The 22598-nt window shown below is 63.6% G+C and carries 21 protein-coding genes and 2 pseudogenes; 11 read left to right on the top strand and 12 right to left on the bottom strand.

What is annotated here, in order from left to right; translation table 11 throughout:
- Nucleotides 1-137 precede the first annotated feature (137 nt).
- From lnt to miaB, 5 genes are all read right to left on the bottom strand, one after another.
- Entirely contained in the window at nucleotides 138-1667 is a 1530-nt protein-coding gene (gene lnt, locus OKC30_RS03525) for an apolipoprotein N-acyltransferase (RefSeq protein WP_160837071.1), read from the bottom strand.
- A gap of 180 nt (nucleotides 1668-1847) precedes the next feature.
- The gene (gene corC, locus OKC30_RS03520) at nucleotides 1848-2729 is read right to left on the bottom strand and encodes a CNNM family magnesium/cobalt transport protein CorC (RefSeq protein ID WP_010673769.1); all 882 of its coding nucleotides are present in this window, start codon (nucleotides 2727-2729) and stop codon (nucleotides 1848-1850) included.
- Between the two features lie 95 nt (nucleotides 2730-2824).
- Complete coding sequence (gene ybeY, locus OKC30_RS03515; RefSeq protein ID WP_103243596.1) at nucleotides 2825-3289, bottom strand: rRNA maturation RNase YbeY; 465 nt, start codon at nucleotides 3287-3289, stop codon at nucleotides 2825-2827.
- A complete protein-coding gene (locus OKC30_RS03510; protein WP_010673771.1) occupies nucleotides 3286-4344 on the bottom strand; it encodes a PhoH family protein in 1059 nt (352 codons plus the stop codon). Before OKC30_RS03510 ends, ybeY begins: the two co-directional genes overlap by 4 nt.
- A 50-nt stretch (nucleotides 4345-4394) precedes the next feature.
- Nucleotides 4395-5828 carry a tRNA (N6-isopentenyl adenosine(37)-C2)-methylthiotransferase MiaB gene (gene miaB, locus OKC30_RS03505; protein WP_010673772.1) on the bottom strand — a complete coding sequence of 478 codons (1434 nt, stop codon included), beginning with the start codon at nucleotides 5826-5828 and terminating at the stop codon, nucleotides 4395-4397.
- 224 nt (nucleotides 5829-6052) lie between these two features.
- Here miaB and OKC30_RS03500 point away from each other — a divergent pair, with 224 nt between their 5' ends.
- From OKC30_RS03500 to OKC30_RS03490, 3 genes are all read left to right on the top strand, one after another.
- Nucleotides 6053-7216 (top strand): FAD-dependent monooxygenase, encoded by a 1164-nt coding sequence (locus tag OKC30_RS03500; protein ID WP_053288740.1) that lies wholly within the window; start codon nucleotides 6053-6055, stop codon nucleotides 7214-7216.
- Nucleotides 7217-7356: 140 nt separating this feature from the next.
- Nucleotides 7357-7923 carry a cysteine hydrolase family protein gene (locus OKC30_RS03495; protein ID WP_160837068.1) on the top strand — a complete coding sequence of 189 codons (567 nt, stop codon included), beginning with the start codon at nucleotides 7357-7359 and terminating at the stop codon, nucleotides 7921-7923.
- Nucleotides 7924-8026: 103 nt separating this feature from the next.
- Nucleotides 8027-8662: a cold shock domain-containing protein gene (locus tag OKC30_RS03490; protein ID WP_134996972.1), complete on the top strand. Its 636-nt coding sequence runs from the start codon at nucleotides 8027-8029 to the stop codon at nucleotides 8660-8662.
- A 45-nt stretch (nucleotides 8663-8707) separates the two neighbouring features.
- Here the strand turns inward: OKC30_RS03490 and OKC30_RS03485 are convergent, their stop codons facing one another.
- On the bottom strand, nucleotides 8708-9595 hold the full coding sequence (locus OKC30_RS03485; protein WP_270809561.1) for a LysR family transcriptional regulator: 888 nt from the start codon (nucleotides 9593-9595) through the stop codon (nucleotides 8708-8710).
- A gap of 114 nt (nucleotides 9596-9709) precedes the next feature.
- Between OKC30_RS03485 and OKC30_RS03480 the strand changes: the two genes are divergently transcribed.
- Both OKC30_RS03480 and OKC30_RS03475 read left to right on the top strand, forming a co-directional pair.
- Nucleotides 9710-9934: a hypothetical protein gene (locus tag OKC30_RS03480; RefSeq protein ID WP_010673776.1), complete on the top strand. Its 225-nt coding sequence runs from the start codon at nucleotides 9710-9712 to the stop codon at nucleotides 9932-9934.
- A gap of 44 nt (nucleotides 9935-9978) precedes the next feature.
- A pseudogene (locus OKC30_RS03475) lies at nucleotides 9979-10386 on the top strand (HAD-IA family hydrolase); the annotation flags it as partial.
- A 21-nt stretch (nucleotides 10387-10407) separates the two neighbouring features.
- Here the strand turns inward: OKC30_RS03475 and OKC30_RS03470 are convergent.
- Together OKC30_RS03470 and OKC30_RS03465 are read right to left on the bottom strand one after the other, a co-directional pair.
- Nucleotides 10408-11868: a sensor domain-containing diguanylate cyclase gene (locus tag OKC30_RS03470; RefSeq protein WP_234888565.1), complete on the bottom strand. Its 1461-nt coding sequence runs from the start codon at nucleotides 11866-11868 to the stop codon at nucleotides 10408-10410.
- A 107-nt stretch (nucleotides 11869-11975) separates the two neighbouring features.
- Nucleotides 11976-12578, bottom strand: coding sequence for a nitroreductase family protein (locus tag OKC30_RS03465; RefSeq protein ID WP_160837066.1), 603 nt, complete (start codon nucleotides 12576-12578; stop codon nucleotides 11976-11978).
- A 290-nt stretch (nucleotides 12579-12868) separates the two neighbouring features.
- On the opposite strand from OKC30_RS03465, the pseudogene OKC30_RS03460 reads away from it, so the two are divergent.
- Together OKC30_RS03460 and OKC30_RS03455 are read left to right on the top strand one after the other, a co-directional pair.
- A pseudogene (locus tag OKC30_RS03460) lies at nucleotides 12869-14413 on the top strand (diguanylate cyclase domain-containing protein).
- Between the two features lie 241 nt (nucleotides 14414-14654).
- Entirely contained in the window at nucleotides 14655-15128 is a 474-nt protein-coding gene (locus OKC30_RS03455; RefSeq protein WP_039041096.1) for a YMGG-like glycine zipper-containing protein, read from the top strand.
- Nucleotides 15129-15214: 86 nt separating this feature from the next.
- On the opposite strand, the gene OKC30_RS03450 is transcribed toward OKC30_RS03455, so the two are convergent.
- Nucleotides 15215-16171, bottom strand: coding sequence for a D-2-hydroxyacid dehydrogenase (locus tag OKC30_RS03450; protein WP_160837065.1), 957 nt, complete (start codon nucleotides 16169-16171; stop codon nucleotides 15215-15217).
- Between the two features lie 120 nt (nucleotides 16172-16291).
- The gene (locus tag OKC30_RS03445) at nucleotides 16292-17062 is read right to left on the bottom strand and encodes a DUF3530 family protein (RefSeq protein WP_160837064.1); all 771 of its coding nucleotides are present in this window, start codon (nucleotides 17060-17062) and stop codon (nucleotides 16292-16294) included.
- A 310-nt stretch (nucleotides 17063-17372) separates the two neighbouring features.
- Here OKC30_RS03445 and OKC30_RS03440 point away from each other — a divergent pair, with 310 nt between their 5' ends.
- The 4 genes from OKC30_RS03440 to OKC30_RS03425 are packed head-to-tail and all read left to right on the top strand — an operon-like array spanning nucleotide 17373 to nucleotide 20694.
- A complete protein-coding gene (locus tag OKC30_RS03440; RefSeq protein WP_160837063.1) occupies nucleotides 17373-18413 on the top strand; it encodes an isopenicillin N synthase family dioxygenase in 1041 nt (346 codons plus the stop codon).
- Between the two features lie 21 nt (nucleotides 18414-18434).
- Entirely contained in the window at nucleotides 18435-19247 is an 813-nt protein-coding gene (locus OKC30_RS03435) for a MetQ/NlpA family ABC transporter substrate-binding protein (protein ID WP_270809560.1), read from the top strand.
- Nucleotides 19244-20038, top strand: coding sequence for a methionine ABC transporter ATP-binding protein (locus OKC30_RS03430; RefSeq protein WP_160837062.1), 795 nt, complete (start codon nucleotides 19244-19246; stop codon nucleotides 20036-20038). Before OKC30_RS03435 ends, OKC30_RS03430 begins: the two co-directional genes overlap by 4 nt.
- Nucleotides 20023-20694: a methionine ABC transporter permease gene (locus OKC30_RS03425; RefSeq protein ID WP_160837061.1), complete on the top strand. Its 672-nt coding sequence runs from the start codon at nucleotides 20023-20025 to the stop codon at nucleotides 20692-20694. The genes OKC30_RS03430 and OKC30_RS03425 overlap by 16 nt, the downstream gene beginning before the upstream one ends.
- A 94-nt stretch (nucleotides 20695-20788) precedes the next feature.
- On the opposite strand, the gene efp is transcribed toward OKC30_RS03425, so the two are convergent.
- Both efp and earP read right to left on the bottom strand, forming a co-directional pair.
- Nucleotides 20789-21355 carry an elongation factor P gene (gene efp / locus OKC30_RS03420; RefSeq protein ID WP_010673788.1) on the bottom strand — a complete coding sequence of 189 codons (567 nt, stop codon included), beginning with the start codon at nucleotides 21353-21355 and terminating at the stop codon, nucleotides 20789-20791.
- 45 nt (nucleotides 21356-21400) lie between these two features.
- Nucleotides 21401-22597: an elongation factor P maturation arginine rhamnosyltransferase EarP gene (earP, locus tag OKC30_RS03415; RefSeq protein WP_160837060.1), complete on the bottom strand. Its 1197-nt coding sequence runs from the start codon at nucleotides 22595-22597 to the stop codon at nucleotides 21401-21403.
- Between the last annotated feature and the right edge of the window lies 1 nt (nucleotide 22598).

Genomic DNA, 22598 nt, shown 5'->3' with positions numbered 1-22598 from the left:
GTCGATACGCATAAAAAAATCCGAAACCCAACAAGGAGTTTCGGATTCTTACACAGCCTGAGGATCGGTCAATGGATCCTTAACTGATCGGCATTACGCCCAAGGGCGCCTCTTTTGTTTATCGGCGTTGTGTGGTCTTAGCCCTTGCGTGCCCAGGGGTGGGCACGTGGGCGCAGCCACAGGGCCAGCCCCAGCAGGGCGGCGGCCAGGCCATACATGGGCCAGCTGCCAAAACGCAGATAGGGGGTCTGGCCGTGGGCGGGGCGTACCTCGGCACGCAATACTCCAGCCTCGAACTGCGGGATCTGGGCGATGATGCTGCCGTCTATCTCGGTGACGATGGTGATGCCGGTGTTGGTGTCGCGCAGCAGCGGGCGGGCCAGCTCGAGGGCGCGCATGCGGGCGATCTCCATGTGCTGCCAGGGGCCGATGCTGGTACCGAACCAGGCGTCGTTGGAGACGGTCAGCAGAAAGTCGGTATCCGGCTGCACGTTGCGGCGCACCTCGTCCGGGAAGATGATCTCGTAACAGATGGCGGCGGCAAACTTGAGCCCCTTGGCGATCAGGTTCGGCTGCACCTCGTCACCCCGGCTGAAGGAGGACATGGGCAGGTTGAAGAAGGGGGCGATGGGACGCAGCAGATCTTCAAAGGGCACGAACTCGCCGATGGGCAGCAGGTGGTACTTGTAGTAGCGGTTCTTGTGCTCGTAGTAGTAGGACTCCTTGCCTTCTGCATCCTGCACCCCCATGCCGAGCACGGTATTGAAGAAGCGCTGCTGTTTCAGATCGTAATGGATGATCCCCGCCAGCAGGCCGGTGTCGTTCACCTTCATCGCCTTGTCCAGGCTCTCCAGATAGGTACCCATCTCCTTCTCGATGGCCGGGATGGCGGACTCCGGCCAGACGATGATGTCGGCATCCTGGTTCTCGCGGCTGAGATCCTGATACTTGCGCACCGTCGGCACCAGGGCCTCCGGATCCCACTTGAGGGACTGCTCGATGTTGCCCTGCACCAGCGCGACCTTGACCGGCTCACCCCGGGTCACCCAGTTGAGCTGCATCAGCCCCTGGGCGGCGCCCACCAGGGCGACGGGGAGCAGCAGCCAGGCCGGCTTGCGGTGCTGCCATACCAGCCAGAGGGCGGAGGCGGTGAGCAGCAGGGCGAGGGTGATGCCCTGCACCCCGAGAAGGGGAGCGAAGCCCTTGAGGGGGCCGTCTATCTGGGTGTAGCCGAACCAGAGCCAGGGGTAGCCTGTCATCACCCAGCCCCGCAGCCAGTCGGCCATCAGCCAGAGCGCCGGGAAGGCGAGCAGCCAGCGGCTCCAGTGGCGGCCGACAAAGAAGCGGGCGAAGAGCCAGCAAGCCAGGGTCGGGTAGAGGGAGAGATAGGCGCAGAGCCCGGCCAGCAGCACGAAGGCGGCCGGCAGCGGAATGCCGCCAAACTCCGTCATGCTGACGTGGATCCACCACTGCCCGGGCAGGAACAGACCCATGGCGTAGCCGAAGCCGCGCCAGGCTGCCTGTTTGGGGGTGGCCTTGTCCAGCAGGGCGTAAAGGCCGAGCAGGGAGGGGATCACCAGGGGCCAGTAGCCGAAAGGGGAGAAGGCCAACACGGCGATGGCGCCGCTGGCAATGGCAAACAGGCTGGTCAGGAGTTTCGATTTCACGGGGGATCGGGGCTCGAATTGGACTGAATGGAAACACAATGGCCGACATCTTAACCGCAAACCGGGTCAACGGCGAGCCTCGCGGTCGGCGTGGGTCCAGGGGCGGTCGCGCGGCGGGAGAGAGGCAAAAAAAGCGCCCCTGACGAGAGGGGCGCGGGATGTGCGTGGTGCTGGGCGGGATCAGGACTCCGGCTGCGCCGCCGCATGATGCTCGGGGATCTTCACCTGCAACTGTTGCAGGCGACGGCGATCGGCGTGCATCACCTTGAACAGGTAGCCGTCGAGTTCGATCTCTTCACCCTTCTTGGGCAGGTGGCTGAAGGCGTGCATCACCAGACCGCCGACGGTGTCCACCTCTTCATCGCTGAACTGGGTGCCGAAGAAGTCGTTGAAGTCCTCGATCTCTGTCAGCGCGCTCACCGAGAAGACCCGCTTGCTGATGCGGCGGATCTCTTCCGGCTCGTCCTCGATGTCGTCGAACTCGTCGTCAATCTCGCCGACGATGAGCTCCAGAATGTCCTCGATGGTCACGAGGCCAGAGACACCGCCAAATTCGTCCACTACGATGGCCATGTGGTAGCGCTCTTCCCGGAACTCCTTGAGCAGGCGATCGACCCGCTTGCTCTCCGGCACGATCACCGTGGGACGCAGGATCTTCTCCAGCTGGAGCGGTTCGCTGGCATGCTGGCCGCCAAAACCGAACGGCAACAGATCCTTGGCGAGCAAGATGCCCTCCACGTGATCCTTGTCTTCGTTGATCACCGGGAAGCGGGAGTGGCCGGATTCGATGATGACCGGCAGGAACTCGTCCACCGGCTGGGACTTCTCGATGGTCACCATCTGGGAGCGGGGGATCATGATGTCACGCACGCGCAGCTCGGCAATTTCGAGCACGCCCTCGATCATGTCCTTGGTGTCCTGATCGATGAGGTCCCGCTCTTCGGCATCGGCGATGACCTCTACCAGATCATTGCGGTCTTTTGGCTCGCCCTGGAAGAGTTGGCTGAGTTTGTCGAGCCAGGTTTTCTTCGGCGAGCCGGTACTAGGGTGATCGTCGGTCATTTTCTCTCTTGGTTACTCGTATGAACACACTTGAAATCGTTGTGGCTATATGAGGATGGGCACCGGCTGTTTCAAGACGATGACCATCCGGTTCGTTACTCTTCGTCGTTCAGATAAGGATCGGCGAAGCCCAGTTCCTGCATGATGTCGCGCTCGAGCTGCTCCATCTCCTCGGCTTCCTCGTCCTCGATATGGTCATAACCTAGCAGATGCAGACTGCCATGCACAACCATGTGAGCCCAGTGGGCCATCAGGGGCTTGCCCTGTTCGACGGCTTCGGCCTCGACCACCTGGCGGCAGATCACCAGATCCCCGAGCAGGGGCAGCTCGAGACCCGGTGGCGCTTCGAAGGGGAAGGAGAGCACGTTGGTGGGCTTGTCCTTGCCGCGATAGGTGTGGTTGAGCTCGCGGCTCTCCGCCTCGTCCACCAGGCGCACCGTCACCTCGGCCTCGGGCTGGAAGCCCAGAATGGTGCCGTCGAGCCAGCCTTGCAGCTGGGCCTCGGTCGGCAGGCCGTCGTTGCTGGCACAGGCTAGTTGCAGATCCAGGGTCACGCTCATTGGGCACTCTCTTTGCTGGTGTTCTCGTTGCGGGGAGTGGCTGCGCTCTTCTCGGCCGCCTGCTGGGCATCGAATGCCTCGTAGGCCTGCACGATGCGGGCCACCACGGGATGGCGCACCACGTCCTTGGACTCGAAGAAGTTGAAGGAGAGGCCATCGACCCCCTGCAACACCTCCAGGGCGTGGCGCAGACCGGATTTGGTGCTGCGAGGCAAGTCCACCTGGGTGATGTCGCCGGTCACCACCGCCTTGGAGTTGAAGCCGATGCGGGTCAGGAACATCTTCATCTGTTCCGTGGTGGTGTTCTGGGCCTCGTCCAGGATGATGAAGGCGTCGTTGAGGGTGCGGCCGCGCATGTAGGCGAGCGGCGCCACCTCGATGACGTTGCGCTCCATCAGCTTCTCCACCCGCTCGAAGCCCAGCATCTCGAACAGGGCGTCGTAGAGGGGGCGCAGGTAGGGGTCCACCTTCTGGGAAAGATCGCCGGGCAAGAAGCCGAGCTTCTCACCGGCTTCCACCGCCGGGCGGGTCAGCAGGATGCGGCGGATCTCCTGGCGCTCCAGGGCATCCACGGCGGCGGCCACGGCGAGATAGGTCTTGCCGGTCCCGGCGGGCCCGATGCCGAAGCTGATGTCGTGGCGCACGATATTGGCGATGTACTGGGCCTGGTTCGGGCTGCGGGGCTTGATGAGACCGCGCTTGGTCTTGACCGTGACCTCCTTGCCATACGGCAGGGAAGGGGCGGGTTCGTCGTCCTGCTCCAGCACGCGGGACTCCTGCACCGCCAGGTGCACCATCTCGGGGGTGATGTCGCTCACCTTGCTCCCCTTGAGGGGTTGGGTTTCCACATAGAGGTGCTTGAGGATGACGGCAGCCGCCTCCACCTGGGCCTGCTTGCCGATCACTTGGAAGTGGTTGTCCCGGTAGCTTATCTCGATGCCGAGACGGCGCTCCAGCTGCTTGAGGTTGTCGTCAAAGGGTCCGCACAGGCTGGCGAGGCGCTGGTTGTCGGCGGGTTCCAGATGCAGATTCAGGGTGGAGATGTGTCGGCTCAAGGTGTCCTCTTATCGGTTGTTCCCCCGCCACGGGGCGGGGGAGAGAGTCATCAATGGGGTCTGAAGGCCGCAACGCCCAGATCATCGGGCACGTTGTCAGGACGACGGGCGAGGATCTCGCTCGGGGCCGTGGCGATGCGCAGGTTCATTTCGTCCTCGCCGCGGATGAAGCGGCCGCGCAGGGAGTAGGGGCGTACGTCGGTGATCTCCACGTCGGCGAAGCCGCCGATGAGGCGGTGCGGCCCCTCGAAGTTGACCACCCGGTTGTTCTCGGTGCGGCCACTGAGCTGCATGGGATCCATCTTGGAGGGCCCCTCCACCAGGATGCGCTGCACCGAGCCCAGCATGGCGCGGCCGATGAGCATGGACTGGTGATTGATGCGGTTTTGCAGTCGGGTCAGGCGGGCCTTCTTCACTTCCATGTCGACGTCATCGGGCAGGTCCGCGGCCGGGGTGCCGGGGCGCGGGCTGTAGATGAAGCTGAAGCTCATGTCGAAGTTGATCTCCTCGATGAGTTTCATGGTGGCCTCGAAGTCTTCGTCCGTCTCGTTCGGGAAGCCGACGATGAAGTCGGAGCTCATGGTGATGTCGGGACGCACGGCGCGCAGGCGGCGGATCTTGGACTTGTACTCCAGCACGGTGTGCGGGCGCTTCATCATGGTCAGGATGCGATCCGAGCCGCTCTGGATAGGCAAGTGCAGGAAGCTGACCACCTCGGGGGTATCACGATAGACCTCGATGATGTCGTCGGTGAACTCGACCGGGTGGCTGGTGGTGTAGCGAATGCGGTCGATGCCGTCGATGGCAGCCACCAGGCGCAGCAGTTCGGCGAAGGTGCAGACCTCCCCGTCGAAGGTCGGCCCCCGGTAGGCGTTGACGTTCTGGCCGAGCAGGTTCACTTCGCGCACCCCTTGCTGGGCGAGCTGGGCGATTTCATAGAGCACGTCATCCAGTGGCCGGCTCACCTCCTCGCCACGGGTGTAGGGCACCACACAGAAGGAGCAGTACTTGGAGCAGCCTTCCATGATAGAAACGAAGGCGGTCGCCCCCTCGGCACGGGGTTCGGGCAGGTTGTCGAACTTCTCGATTTCGGGGAAGGCGATGTCCACCTGGGCACCGCGCCCCTCCTGCACCTGCTTGATCATGGTCGGCAGGCGGTGCAGGGTCTGGGGTCCGAAGACGATGTCCACATAGGGCGCCCGGCTGCGCAGGTTCTCCCCTTCCTGGGAGGCGACGCAGCCGCCCACCCCGATCACCAGCCCCGGTTTTTTCGCCTTGAGCTTCTTCCAGCGACCGAGCTGGTGGAACACCTTCTCCTGGGCCTTCTCGCGGATGGAACAGGTGTTGAGCAGTAGCACATCTGCCTCTTCCGGCTCCTCGGTAAGCGTGTAGCCATTGCTGGCATCCAGCAGGTCCGCCATCTTGGACGAGTCGTACTCGTTCATCTGGCAGCCCCAGGTCTTGATATGAAGTTTCTTGCTCATTGCTTCTCGTGACTGGTTTTGAAATCGGCAGGATCAAAGGACCGGCCATTTTACTCCGCAATCCCGGTGCTGACCAGTCTGGGGCCGCCCGTCGCCATCAGGGCCGGCTTGTCGTCGGCAATTGCGCATCCCCCTCACTGTTTCTGCCGCCTCCTTGCGTTATCATGCCCCATTCGGTTCGGCCCTTGCCCCTTATCGCGGGGACTCCTTGCAGGAATCAAGTTATGGAACAGTGTGATATTGCCATCGTCGGCGCCGGCATGGTGGGCGCCGCCACCGCCTGCCTGCTGGCGGCAGAGGGGCTCTCGGTTCGGGTCATCGAGACCCGGTTGCCCGAGCCCTATGCCCCCGAGCAGCCGCTGGATCTGCGGGTTTCCGCCATCAGTCAGGCCTCGGTGGCGCTGCTGACCCGGGCCGGTGCCTGGCAATATCTGCAGCAGATGCGGCTGTGCCCCTATCGCCGGCTGGAGACCTGGGAGCTGGACGGCTTCGCTACCCGCTTCGACGCGGTGGATCTCGGGCTGCCCCAGCTCGGCTACATCATCGAGAACCGGCTGATCCAGCTCGCCCTGCTGAAAAGGATGGAGGATTTCCCGACCATCCAGACCCATACCCCGGCGGCGGTGACGAGTCTGCGCCAGAGTGCGGATGACGCCGTGCTGACCCTGGATGACGGCACCGAGCTGCAGGCGCGCTGGGTGCTGGCCTGCGATGGTGCCGAATCCCACACCCGGCGACTGGCCGGCATCGGGGTGTCGCGTTTCGAGTACCGCCAGCACTGCATGCTGATCAACATCGACACCGATTTTGCACAGGAAGACATCACCTGGCAGCAGTTCACCCCGAGCGGCCCGCGCGCCTTCCTGCCGCTGCCGGGCCGCCATGGCTCCCTGGTCTGGTATGACAGCCCGGCCCGCATCCGGGCGCTGGCCGCCATGAGCAACGAGGCCCTGGCCGTCGAGGTGCGCCGCCACTTCCCCAGCCGCCTTGGCGGTTTCACCGTGACGGCCAAGGGGAGCTTCCCCTTGGTGCGCCGCCACGCCAACGACTATCACGCCGGGCGAGTGGTGCTGCTCGGGGATGCGGCCCACACCATCAACCCGCTGGCGGGGCAGGGGGTCAACCTCGGTTTCAAGGACGTGGCCTGCTGGGCCGGGTTGCTCGGCAAGGCGGGGGCACAGTGGCATGAGCTGGCGCTGGCCGGGCGTTACGAGGGGCGACGCCGCCCTGACAACCTGCTGATGCAGTCGGGGATGGATCTCTTCTACGGGGTCTTCAGCAACGAGATAGGCCCCCTCAGGCTTGCCCGCAACCTGGCGCTGAATCTGGCGGACAAGGCGGGCCCCCTCAAGGAGATGGCGCTACGCTATGCGCTTGGGCTGGTATGAGGCAGTGCGTGGCACTGCCAGGTACCAATCGGGTGGCATATCAATCCGTGTGATGGTGCCAGCCGGTTTTTTATATGGCCGCGAGGAGTGATCCTGGCGGCGCAGGGGCAAAACGGCCTCAGGCAAGGGGGGAGCACACCATGAACAAGGCATTGCTGGTGATCGATTTCATCAACGACATCGCCCACCCGGACGGGCGCATCGCCGCCTCGGCGGCCCAGGTGATCGAGCAGAACGCCATTGTGCACGCCAATCAGGCGCTGGATCATGCCCGCGCTCACGGCTGGCTGGTGGTGCTCATCAAGGTGGGGTTTGACGAGGGCTATCTGCTGCAACCCAAGGGTTCCCCCATGTTTGGCCGTGCCCGGCAGTTCGGGGCCCTCTCCCTGGCGGACAGCGGCACCGACTTTCACCCGGAGCTCGATGTGCAACCCGGGGATCTGGTGCTGACCAAACCCAGGGTCAGCCCCTTCTACGGCACGGCGCTGGAGCCGGCGCTACGGGCCAATCGCATCGAGCATCTCTATGTGTGCGGCGTGAGTACCAGCTGGGCCATTCAGGGGGCGGTGCGAGATGGTCACGATCGGGACTACGCCATCACCATCCTGGAGGATGCCTGTGCGGCGGCGGATGCCGCAGAACACCAGGCTTCCCTGCGCATGCTCGGTCGCATTGCCGAGATCATCAAGGTCGCGGAGCTGCTCTGACCACTCGTATCTAATCCACTCATTTTTCATGCCAATGCTCTGTTGAAACCGAACCAATTTCGGGCAACATGAGTGGAACCGTACTGGCCACAAGGATGAGGACATGCGTTATCAGGGCAGGATCGCGAGCTGGAATTCACAACGCGGTTTCGGGTTCATCAAGCAGGAGCAGGGCGGAGCCGATCTTTTTGTTCACATCACCACCCTGCAATTCGATGGCAGGCCGCCGGAGGTGGGGGAAAAGGTTTCCTATCTGATCGGGAGCAGCAAGGATGGCAAGCCTTGTGCCGTACAAGTGTTCTTTCCCGACCGCCCGCTCTCGCTGGCTGGCGGACCTATGCCATCCATGCCGGATCGTGGGAGCAGGGAGGATTTGAGCCCTCGGGCACCACACGCCACCACATATAGAACCCGGGAGTATCATGCTCCTCGTCGCAAGGGGCGCTGGGGTGGCAAGTTAATCCCCCTATTGGTGCTGGCGGGGTTGTTCTCCCTCTATTCCCGCTTCTCGGCCGAGTTTGCCTCACTTCCATCCGCTCCCTCTTTTAGCCAGGAGGACAGTACTTCGAACAGTACGATTCAGGCACCGACTTTTGTTCGTCAGTGCGATGGCCGTCAGCATTGCTCCCAGATGACTTCCTGCGAGGAGGCGACCTGGTTTTTGCAAAATTGCCCCAATACCAAGATGGATGGGGAAGGAGACGGCATCCCCTGCGAGCGGCAGTGGTGTGGCCATTAGCCAGCCGTTTTGTACTTCAGGATTCCGGTTCGGGCTGCGCTCCTCTCAGAGGCTGTGGCTCTGCGGATATGCCGCCCTGACCAGGGCCAGAAAGCGATCCCGAATGGGATCGGCAAATTCCGGGTTCCACACCAGGCTGATTTCCCATTCCGACCAGGGGCCGGAGAGGGGGTAGAGGGTCACCTCCTTGCCTGCGATGAACCCCACGCTGCGCGGCAGGATGGCGTTGCCGATACCGGCGGCCACCAGGGCGACCATGGTCTGGATGTCTTCCGCCTCCTGGATGAGACCGGTCAGCCGGTTGGCGCCGAGAAAGCGGGCGATCTGCTGGCTGAGACCCGGGCAGCGATGGCCCACCATCTGCAGCAAGGGATCGCGGATCAGCGCCCGCTCCAGGTCGAAGTCCGGCCCTGCCACCTGGGTGGGGACGGCCAGCACCAGTCTGTCCGTCAGCAGCCTGTGTTCCCTCAGCTGCGGCGCATCAGGCCGTCGCATGAAGCCCAGTTGCAGCCTACCCGCCAGCAAGTGCTCCTGCTGGATGGCGGAGGTGGTGTCCCGCAGGTGAACCAGCACGTCGGGGGCCTGCTGCTTGAAACGGGCTACCAGGGAGGGGGCCAGTGCGAAGCTGGAGAGCCCGAACCCGATGTTGAGGCGTCCGGCGGCACCGCTTGCCAGCGCCAGGGCATGCTGCTCAAATCCCTTGCCGTGATCCACCAGAGCCATGGCCTGGGGCAGCAACTGGAGGCCGATGGCGGTCAGCTCGGCCCCGTGGCGGCCCCGGTTGAACAGGGTGCTGCCGAGGGCCTGCTCCAGCCCCTGGATCTGCTTGGTCAGGGCCGGTTGCGTCACAAAAAGCCGGCTGGCCGCCTCCCGGTAGTTGGCACTCTCGGCCAGCGTGACGAAGACCTGCAATTGTCTCAGGTCGAATCTCATTCCATTTGGTTATCCAATGTGGTGATTTATTGATTATAAATTATCTAATCTCCTTGTTCTAATGGTCTCGAAACGGGCCTGCTTGCCCGCTGTTCAGTCACAAGGAGTCATGTCATGTCGAGCGAACGCTATCTGTTTTTGATCAAGGGGAGCCTGGTGATGGCTCAGCCGCTGGCCGCACCGGAGACCGGGGAGCTGCTGACCAGTCTGTTGCAGCAGGGGTTCGTCGTCGCCCCCTTGCCGGTGTGGGCCAGCAATGCGGAGCAGGCGCTCGCCTGTTACGAGGCCGCTGCCCAGCGGCAGGTCTTCGCCGATGCGCTGGCGGGGAGAGCCCTGTGAGCGCGGTGCGCTTGAAGGCCGCGGCCCTGCTGCTGGACATGGACGGTGCCCGGCGACGGCTCGCACAACTGCCGCCGACGCGCTGGGCGCTGGTGACTTCCGCAAGCCGGAGGGTGGCAGAGCACCGGCTGCTGCACGCCGGATTGCCGCTGCCCCGTCTCCTGGTGTGCGCCGGGGATGTGGTACGGGGCAAGCCGGATCCCGAGCCTTATTTGCTGGCTGCCAGCCGGTTGGGACTGGCTCCGGCCGATTGCCTGGTGTTCGAGGATGCGCCAGCGGGCATCGCCAGCGCCCTGCAGGCGGGTTGCCAGGTGGTGCAGATGGGGGGAACAAGGCGGTATGACGACAGGCTCAAGGGCTGGCTGCGGGACTGGCGCGGGATCGAGATCGAGGTGGCACCGGACGGGCTCCATCTTCATCTGCCTGCCCCGCTGCCGGCAGAGGCAGGATGATGACGACAAGGGGCACGCCATTCAGGCGCCGCAAGATTGCCCGATGCTGGGGGAAGCCTGCTCAGCCGAATAGCGTTCCACCCGGTTGCGGCCATTGTGCTTGGCCAGATAGAGCGCCTGATCGGCGCGAGAGAGCAGCTCGTCCAGATTGAAGGGGCCCTCTCTCTGGGAGGCGATACCGATGCTGACCGTGATGCAGACGGCGGGCTCGGCTCCCTTTTCTTCCCCTGGCTGCGCGACGATTTTTCGCAGCCGCTCGGCCACCGCCATGGCCTGCTCCTCGCTGAGGCCGGGCCAGATGGCCACGAACTCCTCTCCCCCCAGGCGACAAAAGAGATCTCCCGGTCGAAGCTGGTCGCGCACCCGGGCCGCGAAGCTGCTCAACTGGTTGTCACCCTCTTCGTGACCGTGACGATCATTGATGCGTTTGAAATGATCGATGTCCAGCATGCAGATCGCCACAGGGTAGCGCTGCACCGTGAGGTGCTGGAGCAGTTCATTGGCGGCCGACCAGAAGCCGGCCCGGTTCAGCGCACCGGTCAGGTGATCGTGGTGGGCCAGGTGTTTCATCTCCCGCAGCAGGCTGTTGCGGGCCGCCATGATGCTGGCGGCGGTCAGGGGGGTGAGAGCGATCAACATGACCCCTATCCGGACGGAGAACATCCAGTACTGGGTCTGGACATCGTGATTGATGACGAGGTGGCCGTTTGAGAGGGCGATCAGGATCAGGGTGCTGTAACTCAGGGTCAGCAGGCTGGTGGCGAAGACGGAGTAGGTGACGGCGCACCAGAGCAGCGCCGGTACCGGGAAGGCGATGGATCCCGGCCCCTCGACGAGCAGGGTGAGCAGCAGGGAGGCCACCAGGCTCAGCAGCGGCATCAATCTGGCCCAGGAGAACTCGGTGCGGTAAAGGAAGGTGCGCCAGGGGGGCACGCTGTCATGGGGAGGCAGTGTCAGGAGCACCGGCAGTATGGTCATGTAGTTCACCAGCTCGCTGGCAAACCAGAAGCCCAGCCCGTAGAGCGGGGGGCCCAGAGACAGGATGGGATTGATGATGGCGCCGACCACGCCGGCGGCGAGGGAGGCGGCCAGGGTGTTTCGCAGCAGGAGCACGAGGGAGGTGGGGCGCCTGAGGAGCTTGTCGGCAGGCGCGAGCCGATGCATCAGCAGATACCCGACGCCGATGCCGGCCAGGTTGCCGCAGGTCAGCAGGATGGTTTTGAACAGGGGCTCGCCGGTGAAGAGGGCGGCGAGAAAAAAGCCCAGTATGCCGCCGGCCCAGCCCGCCGGGGTGGCCAGGCGTGGATAGCGCACCATGCAGCCGAGCAGGACCGCATTGGCAGGCCAGAAGGCCGCCAGCAGGTTGGGGGGGCGGGTGAAGATGCCGATCAGCGAGAACAGCAGTACCAGGGCGGCGACACACAACAGAGCGGACAAGGGCGTCAATGTGCATGAGGTACGTTGGCGTGCGATGTCCCCCATGGGGACCTCCTGACAAGAGGGGGTTTGTTCAGAGTATGGCTGGCACGTGACAAGGGTGAACGAGGGGGAGAGAAGAAAACGCCCCCTGGTGGAGGGGGCGTGAAGGCTTACTTGAAGACCCGGAAACGCACGTCGTCGTCGATGAAGGTCTTGTCGCCGGCAGGTTGCTCTATGCTGCCAAAAGGCATCTGGGCACGAAGCAGCCAGCTGGCGGGCAGGTCCCACTCCTTGCGCACCGCATCGTCGATGAGCGGGTTGTAGTGTTGCAGGGAGGCGCCGATGCCCTCCTGGGCCAGGGTGGTCCAGACCGCGAACTGGGCGATCCCGGTGGCATGTTCGGACCAGATGGGGAAGTTGTCGGCATAGAGAGCGAATTTCTGCTGAAGATCCTCGATGACGGCGGTGTCTTCGAAGAAGAGCACGGTGCCAGTCCCGGCGCGGAAGCTGCCGTTGATCTTGGCTTCACTCTGGGGATAGGCCTCCGGCGGCACTATCTTCTTGAGCTCCGCCTTGACGATGTCCCACAGCTTGTGGTGCTGCTCGCCGAACAGGATGACGGCGCGGGAACTCTGGGAGTTGAACGAAGAGGGGCTGTGCTTGACGGCATCCTTGATGAGGGCGGTCAGCTGGGCCTCGGAGTGGGTCACCCGGTTGCCCAGGGCATAGATGGTACGACGTGCTTTGATCTGTTCGATAAACGGACTGCTCATAACATCTCCTTGGTTGATGAATCATCACCGCCAGCGTTGCCGACAAAGGTCATCTGGCTCCAATTTCTCGAGTCATCGACTATATCACCTTGCGGGCAATAAACCGTCAACGAGGAGTAATGACTGTTTCTACTTTTTATGGATATTCACATGACGGATGTGAATATGGCCGTGAGACACCTTGATATCTTTTTTATCATTAGCAGTGGATATTAATGACTTCAATTAATATATTTTGCAGATTTTTAATCTATAAAATTCATCCAATATGACATTTTATAGAGATTGACATGACGGCGGCGCTGATCAAGGAACGCTATTACATACTGACTCCGCTGTCGTTTCTCCTGGGAGGGCTGGTGCTGATCGCCACCCTGTTGCTGGCGGCAGCCAGCTACCTGAGCAGCATCGACAAGACGGTGGCGGGTTACGGTCACATGCTGGCCGCCCTCGACGCCACCCTGCTCCAGGACATGGCGCAGGACAACCGCCGCCAGCTTGGCGTACTGGAAGCGTCCCTGGACAAGCAGGCCATCGCTGCCGGGGCATCGGCCATCAATCCCATCTGGGCCATTGCCCATCAGTTCAAGTACGACGCCCACTTCCTCTATTTCTACAACGCGCGCACCCATCGGCTCGACAGCTATCCCGACTGGCAGCAACCAGAGGGCTACCGGGCACAGGCGCGGCCCTGGTACCAGACCCTGTCCGGCTAGGGCGATGATCTCGTCTGGTTCGGTCCCTACCCGGAGTTCGATTCGGCCCGGCAGGTACTGACTCTCATCAAGCGGGTCAAGGATGATGAGGGGCAACTGCTTGGGCTGCTGATGGTGGACATGTCGTTCAGCGCCTTGCAGGGGGCGTTGCACCGGGCGGTGGGTGAGGATCCGGTGGCCCTCTACATCACCGAGCGCAAGGGCGGCAAGCTGGTGGTGAGGCACAATTTGTCGCTGTTGCCGCCCCGTCTCGAGCGGGAGACGCAGGCGGTCGGCCTGGACGGGTTCTGGGCAGGTCGCCACCTGCAACACGCTCTGGAGGGGATGGAGTGGGATCTCAACGTCTATCTCCCCCCCTCCCATTTTCATGAAAACCTGCAAGACACCCTGCTGATGGTGGTGCTGCCCGCCCTGGCGCTGCTCTGCATCTGGCTGTGCAGCCTGTGCTTTCTGATGCGGATCTTTCGCCAGGAGCAGGCGCTTGTGCAGGGCTCGCTCAGCGGCCTCATCCGGGATGAGGCGCGAAAGGAGATCCAGCGGCGTCAGCGAACCTGGTTCGTGCACGGCAGCCTGGGGGAGATAGAACAGGTGCGAAACAGCCTGCTGCAAGGGCAGGATGCCCTGCTCCACGACCCTCTCACCGGCATCCTGAACCGGAGGGCCTTCGATCAGCAGCGGGCCGGGCTGGAGCAGGCGGGGACACCCTACTGGCTGGTGCTGTTCGATGTGGACAACTTCAAGCGCGTCAACGACAGCTGGGGACACGGTGTGGGGGATGCGGTGCTGTTTCGGGTAGCCACCATCATGGCGAGAACCCTGGGGGATGAGCAGGTCTACCGCATCGGGGGCGATGAATTTGCGGCCTTGCTGCCCTGGGAGCAGGCGGAGGTGGAATGTCGCCTGACCCACCTGCTCGGTCGGGTGAAGGCCCTGAAATGGCGGGAGTTCGCCGACGCCATCACCCTGAGCGCCGGCGGCGCGCGCTATCCGGATGATGCCCTGACGCTGCTCGAGCGGGCCGATGCCTGCCTGTACGAGAGCAAGCACCAGGGGCGGGATTGCTGGCATCTGGCGGCGTCGTTGCCCGTTGACGGGGAGGTTGTGACAGTATCTGTCTGACGGTGATCGCTGCAAAAAAGGGCCTTTGGGCCTAGAAAAGGGTCATGACGGGGATGATTTCTCGTGTGACCTTTTTTTTTGATGTGGTTTCAGGTGGTTAGCCTGCTTTCTTGCATTGTGTCGCGAACCGGAGACAGGGAGGGCTGGCCGTGAGGTGCCCCTTGCGGCAGTGGCGCAGGTCAGGGGGCTTTGTATAGTGTAGGGAAAAATAATCAATCATCAGGTTTGACAGGAGTACCCCATGAAAATGAAACCGTTTGGCATGAGCGCACTGGCGCTGCTGGGGGCGTTGCTGTTGGGCACAGGACAGGTGCAGGCATCCGAGACCCTCAATACCATTCTCGGCGGCGGAGCCGGCGGGGTGGCGGGCACCATGATCGGCAAGGAGCTGGGTGGCGACACCGGCGCCCTGGTGGGGGCAGCCCTGGGGGGCGCGGCCGGTGGTGCGGCCACGGCCAATAGAGGCAACAAGAACGAAGCTGCGCTCGGCGGCGCCGTTGGTGCCCTGGGCGGGGCTGCCATCGGCAAGAGCGTCGGTGGCAGCACGGGCCAGCTGATCGGCGCCGGCATCGGTGGTGCCGGTGGCTCTGCCATCGGAGCCAGGACCGGGGATGGTCATGAGAGCCGCGGCGATCGCTATTACGATGACAGGCGCTATCACAAGCACCACAAGAAACACAAAAAGCACCGCAAGCACAGATGGCATGACGACTGATGCCGCGGCAAGCTGACCGACAAAAAGGGGCCTTTGGCCCCTTTTTTGATCCCGCTGCCGGCCCGTGAGGGGCGGCGAGCGGCCTCTTACACCAGCCGGTGCTGGCGCCTGCCAAGGGAGAAGGCGTTGATGTTGTCGATGAGCTGATCCGCGAGGCGCTGCATCGACTCTTCGCTGGCCCAGGCCACGTGGGGAGTCAGGATGAAATTGGGGTAACGCAGGGCCTGCATCAGAGGGTGATCCGGAGGCGGCGGCTCGACACTCGCCACATCGAAACCGGCGCCGCCCAGACGGCCGTTGCCGAGGGCTTCGAGCAGCGCCTGCTCGTCCACCAGACCGCCACGGCCCACGTTGATGAGCAGGGCGCCCGGTTTCATCAGGGCCAGCTCCCGCTCCCCGATGAGATGGCGGGTGTAGGGGGTGAGCGGGCAGTGCAGGCTGATCACATCCGAACTTTGCAGCAGGGCATCCAGGGGCAGCCTGTCGTCATCCCCCGGGGAGCCGACCTGGCTCTGGGCATAGTAAACCTCCATCCCGATGGAGCTGGCCCGCTGTCCCAGTGCCTGTCCCAGGGTTCCCTTGCCGATGATCCCGAGGCGCTTGCCATGCAGATCCGTGATGGGGTGGTCGAAGAAGCAGAACTGGCCGCTTTGTTGCCAGCGCCCCTCCAGCAGGGACTGGCGCCAGGCGAACAGGTTGCGCGACAGGGCGAGCATCAGGGCCATGGCGTGCTCGGGGACGGAAGGGCCCGAGTAGTTGCGGATATTGCACACGGCGACATTGGCGGCGCGGCACGCCTCCAGATCCAGGTTGTCGCTGCCGGTGGCGGCCAGGGCGATCAGGCGCAGTTCGGGCAGCTGGGCCAGTTCATCGGCCCCGATGCGCACCTTGTTGATGATGGCGATGCTGGCGCACTTGAGCCGCTCCACCACCTGATCCGGTGCCGTGGTCGGGTAGCTTTGCCAGTGATGGGGAAAATCGGGGCGGCGTAGATTGATGCCGGTGTCCAGGGTGTCGCTGTCGAGAAACACGATTTGCTGCATGAAGCCTCCTGCCATTGGTTCGGACATGATGCCAAACATGGAGGGCGGCTGACCAGCGCGGTGGCATCGGGCCAAGTCCGATGGGGAAGGTAAAGGCGGGTGGCTGTGCCTCGGAGGGACTCAGATCCAGCCCAGGTGCGTCAGCCAGCCCTGGATGCGCCCCGGCGTCTCCTCCAGGTCCATCAGGGCATAGGGGCGGTAGTTGAGCTTGTGGCTGCGGCGGCTCTCGCTTCTGCGGGCTTCGGCCGCCAGCAGGGGCCAGCGTCCTCCCTCCTCCTGATAGAGATCCAGGGTAGGGATGCTGCCCTGGGCTATTTGCTTGGCGAGGGTCTGGTTGCTCAGCTGGTTGGGGAAGAAGCCGTCGAGCAGCACCAGGGCATCGGGGGCGGGCAACTGTTCGCTGGCGATGAGGTTGGCGGCCCAGGCGGCGCTGGTACCCTGGGCCAGCAGCAGCTTGAAGCCCCCCTCCTGCAGCTTGGCATCCCCCAGCTTGCTGATGCGGGAGGCAAACTGCTTGCGAAAATCGTCGATGACCTGCTGTTTCTTCTCGGCGGCAGGGTCGAGCTCGGTCTGCTGCGGCGAGGGGAGCAGCAGCAGGGTATCGAAACCGAGGCGCCCCAGCTCCCGGGTCAGTTGCCACAGCTGGCCGCTGCGCTGCCAGTCGGGCAGCAGGATGACCAGACCCACGTAGTTGTCGCTGTCGTGCTTGGCAAACAGTACCTGTTGCTTGTCCACCCTGGTGCTGTCGGGTATTCCCTGCCAGTCGCTGCTCTGCCAGTAGTCGGGGGGAACCAGGGGGGCTGGATCCGGGGCGGCGCTTGACGGTGCCTGCCCGGCGCCGTGGGCGGCAAAAGCAAGCAGGGTCAGCAGCAGATAGGGGCGAAATGTCATGGGGGATCCTCCAGCACTCCCTCATAGCGGCCTCGCCGGGGGTTTCTTTAGGGCAAGGGGGCACATCGGCATCGGCGGTGGCGAAGAGGGTCTGACCGGCGGGCCGGGCACGGGCCCGGGATTGTTCCAAATGGCAAAGCATTCCCGGTTTTGATTGTTCCATCCCGTGACCCATACATGGTTCAGTAAGGGCAGGCAGACAGGGGGGCCGGGGCATGTTGTCACTGGCCGCAGGCGGAGAATTCTTCCCCCTGTCTCGTCAGAACGAGAGATTCACCCTCACTTTCCATCGACAGGGAGCGTTATCGCCATGAGCACCTTGGTTCACTTGCCCATCCTCGACCTGAGGCAGCTGGATGCCTCGCCCGACGCCCGGGCCGATTTTCTGGCATCGTTGCGCGATGCCGCGAGAGAGACGGGATTTTTCTACCTGACCGGCCACGGCATCGATCCCGAGCTGCAACAGGAGGTACAGCAGCTATCGCGGGCCTTCTTTGCGCTGCCTCTGGCGGCCAAGCAGCAGGTCGCCATGATCCACTCTCCCCATTTTCGTGGCTACAACCGACCGGGGGCGGAGCTGACCCGGGGTCAACCCGACTGGAGAGAGCAGTTTGATATCGGTGCCGATCGCCCAGCCTTGCCGCGCGCGGCGGGCGACCCGCCCTGGTGGCGGTTGCAGGGGCCGAATCAGTGGCCGGAGGTGCTGCCGACACTGCAACCCGTGCTGACGCGCTGGCGTGGGCAGATGACCCGCATGTCCCGTACTCTGCTCGGGGCTTTTGCCGAGGCGCTCGCACTGTCGCCAGATGCCTTCGATGCCCTGCACGGAGAGCGTCCCAACGAACATATCAAGCTGATCCGCTATCCCGGTGAGCGGGGCGCCACCCAGGGGGTCGGTCCCCACAAGGATTCGGGCTTCCTGAGCTTCCTGCTGCAGGATGACCAGCCCGGCCTGCAGGTGGAGGTGGCGCCGGATCACTGGATCGACGCGCTCCCGCTCCCCGGCACCTTCGTGGTCAACATCGGTGAGCTGCTGGAGCTCGCCAGCAACGGCTACCTGCGTGCGACCGTGCACCGGGTGGTGCCGTCGGCGCCGGGGCAGGAGCGTCTCTCCATCGCCTTCTTCCTGGGGGCCCAGCTCGACGCCGTGGTGCCCGTCTATCCGCTGCCCGAGACACTGGCCCGTGAAGCCAGGGGGCCTGCCACCGACCCGCACAATCCGCTGCTGCGGGAGGTGGGCTGGAACTACCTCAAGGGGCGGCTGCGTTCCCACCCTGATGTGGCATTGCGCCACCATGCCGATCTGTTGTCGGCGCCCCGGGCGCTGGCGGTCGGCGAAACCACCCATTGATTGTATGGCAAGGAGCACAAGATGAACAAGCACGGACTGTTTTCCCTGAGCGGCCTGGTATTGGCCCTCGGACTCTCTCTCTCCGCCCAGGCAGCCCAGGCGCTGCGGGTTGCCGCGGATCCACTGCCCCATGCGGATATCCTCGGCGAGGTGAAACGCCAGGACCCTTCGCTGGATCTGCAGGTGATCGAGCTCAGCGGCGGCATCAATGCCAATGCCCTGTTGGTGGCGGGTGATGTGGATGCCAACTACTTCCAGCACGTCCCTTACCTGCGGGATCAGGAGAAGGCGCTCGGCACCGAGCTGGTGGTGGCCGCGACCGTACACGTGGAGCCTCTTGGCATCTATTCGAAGAAGTTCAAGCACCTGAGGGAGGTACCGGAAAAGGCGGTGATAGCCCTGCCCAACAATGTCACCAACCTGAGCCGGGCCCTCTATCTGTTGCAGCACGAGGGGCTCATCACCCTCAAGGCCGGCCATGAAGATCTGGCGCGGGATCTGGCGACGGTGCACGACATCGCCACCAACCCCAAGGCGCTCAGGATCCTGGAGATCGAGGCGCCGCAGCTGCCGCGCTCCCTCGACGACGTGGATCTGGCGGTGATCAATGGCAACTATGCCCTGGAGGCGGGGCTGGAGCCTGCTCGCGATGCCCTGGGGCTGGAGAGCGCCCAGAACAATCCCTACGCCAACATCCTGGTGACCACCCCGGCGCTCAAGGATGATCCGCGGATCCGCCAGTTGGCGCGGGATCTGGAGTCCAGGGCGATCGCCGACTTCATTCGCAAGAGCTACAAGGGGTCGGTGATCCCGGTGGCCGGGCGGCAGTCATGATCGTGCTGGAGGGGCTCGGCAAGCAGTACCCGGGGCACGGGCAACCCGCTCTGGAGGGGGGGTCGCTCGAGATTCCGGATGGGGCCATCTACGGCATTCTCGGGCGCAGCGGCGCGGGCAAGAGCACGCTCATTCGTTGCCTCAATCTGCTGGAGCGGCCAAGCCGGGGCCGCATCCTGTTCGATGGTCGCGACATCACGGCCCTGGAGGGAGCGGCCTTGCGCCGCCACCGTCAGGGGACCGGCATGATTTTCCAGCACTTCAATCTGCTGCACGCCCGCAGCGTGGAGGAGAACGTGGCGGTCCCGCTGGAAATCGCCGGAGTGGCGCGCCGGGAGTGGGCGGCCCGGGTCAGCGAGCTGTTGGAACTGGTGGGGCTTGGCGAGCACCGTCGCGCCTTTCCCTCCCAGTTGTCGGGGGGGCAGAAGCAACGAGTGGGCATCGCCCGCGCCCTGGCCGCCAATCCGCGCCACTTGCTCTGTGACGAGGCGACCAGTGCCCTGGATCCGGAGACCACGGAGTCGGTGCTGGCGCTGCTTGCCGACATCAACCGCCGCCTCGGGATCACCATAGTGCTCATCACCCACGAGCTGGAGGTGGTCAGGGCCATCTGCGATCACGCAGCATTGCTTGAACAGGGTCAGCTGGTGGAAAGCGGCGCTCTGGGCACCCTGCTGGCCAACCCCGACTCCCGCGTGCGACAGGCCTTGTTGCCGGATCCCGAGATCCTGCGGCGTTTCATGGCGCGTCACGGAGTCACAGAGGAGGTGCGTTTATGCAGAGTCGCCTGAGTGTCGATGCCTTGCTCGAACTGATGTATCAGGGGTCGCTCGAAACGCTCTACATGGTGGGAGTGGCGGCCGTGTTCACCCTGTTGCTGGGGCTGCCGACCAGGGTGCTGCTGGTGGTGACCCGTCCCGGGGGCGTGCTGCCCTTGCCCCGTCTCAACATGGTGCTGGGGATCGGTATCAACATCGGGCGGTCGCTCCCCTTCGTGGTGCTCCTGATCGCCCTGATCCCCCTGACCCGGCTGGTGGTCGGCACCTCACTGGGCAGCACCGCCGCCATCGTTCCCATTACCCTGGGGGCCTTCCCCTTCTTTGCCCGGGTGGTGGAGAGCGCCCTCGATGAGGTGGACAAGGGGCGCGTCGAAGCCGTGCTCGCCATGGGGGGCAGCGGCTGGCACGTGGTCGTCAAGGCGCTGCTGCCCGAGGCCTTGCCGGCGCTGCTGGCCGGACTCACCCTGACGGTGGTGATGCTCATTGGCTTCTCCTCCATGGCAGGGGTTGTCGGTGGCGGCGGGCTCGGGGATCTGGCGATCCGCTACGGCTACCAGCGCTTTGACGACAAGGTGATGGCAGGGACAGTGGTCATGTTGCTGCTGCTGGTGCAACTGGTACAGGGGGTGGGGGACAGGCTGGTGCGGGCACTGGCCCATCGCCGCTAGGGGCACGGCTTCTCATCAGGCCGGCCGTGAGGTGCCAGCCAATAAAAAAGCGAGCCTTGGCTCGCTTTTTTTGCAATCACATCAAGGGGTCAACTTAGTTGACGCGACGCTTGAATTCACCGGTACGGGTGTCGATTTCGATCTTGTCACCGATCTCCACGAAGGCGGCAACGGCCAGCTCGTAGGAGGTGCCCTTCAGGCGGGCAGGCTTGGTCACTTTACCGGAGGTGTCGCCACGGGCGGCCGGCTCGGTGTACTCGACTTCACGCACGATGGTGGTCGGCAGTTCTACGGAGATGGCTTTCTCGTTGTAGAAAGTCACTTCGCAGAGGTCTTCCATGCCGTCTACCAGGTAGTTCAGGGCATCACCCAGGTTGTCTTTCTCGACGTCGTACTGGTTGTACTCGGTGTCCATGAAGACATACAGCGGGTCGGAGTAGTAGGAGTAGGTGCACTCTTTACGCTCCAGCTGAACGACTTCCAGCTTGTCGTCGGCCTTGAAGACGGTCTCGGTGGCGCTGCCGTTCAGCAGACCCTTCAGCTTCATCTTGACCACGGCGGAGTTACGGCCGGATTTGTTGAATTCAGCCTTCTGGACCACCATCGGCTCGGTGCCGATCATGACTACGTTACCAGCGCGGATTTCCTGTGCGGTTTTCATGTAAAAAATTCCTGTTCGTGAAACGGACGGATAAAAACTGCCAGATTATATACGGCTTTCTAAAAATTTCACCAACCTCGTGACGAGATCCCCGTCCGCCAGCAGCCTCTGTGGCCAGGTGCGCCCATGTTGCTGACATATGGCCGCGTATTGAGGCCATTGTGCCCAGAGTTCACCCGTATGCTCCCCCCGGTTGAGGGCATGGTTGAAGCGGCGCAGCCACTGACCGGCCGGCGCTGGCAAGGGGGAGAGGTAGTGGTCGAGAAAACCGTCCAGCTTGACCATGTGGGCATCCTCTTCCTGCTGGTAGATGTGCCAGAGGAAGGGGCGCCCCGCCCACTGGGCCCGCACGAAGGAGTCCTCCCCGCGCACCAGGTTGAGATCGCAGCTCCACAGCAGGCGATCGTAGCCCCTCTGATCGGTCATCGGCAGCAGCTTGATGGTGAGGTTGCCCGCCTGGAGCAGATCTCCGGCCCGGGCACCGGGAATGGCCTCTGCCAGCCCTGCGCCGATGAGCACGTCGTCGAGGGAGCGCCCCAGCGGCAGCAGCAGGGTGACGGGGGTGACGGTCTGGCGCCAGCCCTCGACCAGGCTCCTGAGCGCCTCGCTCTCGTAGGTAAAGAGGCTGATCCGCAGCTCGTCTTCTCGTTGGGGTGGCAGGCCGAGGCTGGCCCAGTAGGCAGTCAGTCCCGCTTCATCCTGCTGCCAGCGCTCGCGCTCGACGATGAGGCCGTGCTCGCACAAGAGGCCGCCGGTTCTGGCGGTGAAACCCGGGAAGAAGAAGTACTTGTCGAGGCGCCGGCTGCCGACCTGCTGGGGCGAGGCGAGGCCATGGCAATCCTCGACCCAGCTCTCGGCGGAGAGGTATTCGAGGTTGATCCAGCAGGGGGGCGTGGTCTGCTCGGCCATGCGTTCGATAAAGGGGGCGGGCAGCTCGCAGGCAAACGCCTCGATGACCACCCTGGCCGGGGTCATGTCGGCGGGAAGGCGCTCGTGCCAGTGCTGGACATAGATGCCATCGACCCACTGACCGTCCTGTGCGGGGTCGAGCGCCGGGCAGATGCGGGCGAAGCTAGCCAGATCGTCCACCCAGAGCCGCACCTGCATCTCACTCTTCTGCGCCGGGAGCGCGCCTTCCTGTTTGAGCTGGCGGGCGAGTCGCCAGGTGACGCCGATGTCACCGAAGTTGTCGACGACGCAGCAGAAGATGTCCCAGTCGAACGGGGGGAGAGGGCTTGTCATG

This window comes from Aeromonas sp. QDB18 (assembly GCF_027705325.1).
GTDB lineage: Bacteria > Pseudomonadota > Gammaproteobacteria > Enterobacterales > Aeromonadaceae > Aeromonas > Aeromonas caviae.
The sequence above is the reverse complement of the archived record's forward strand: the minus strand, read 5'-3'. Positions and strand labels throughout refer to the sequence as shown.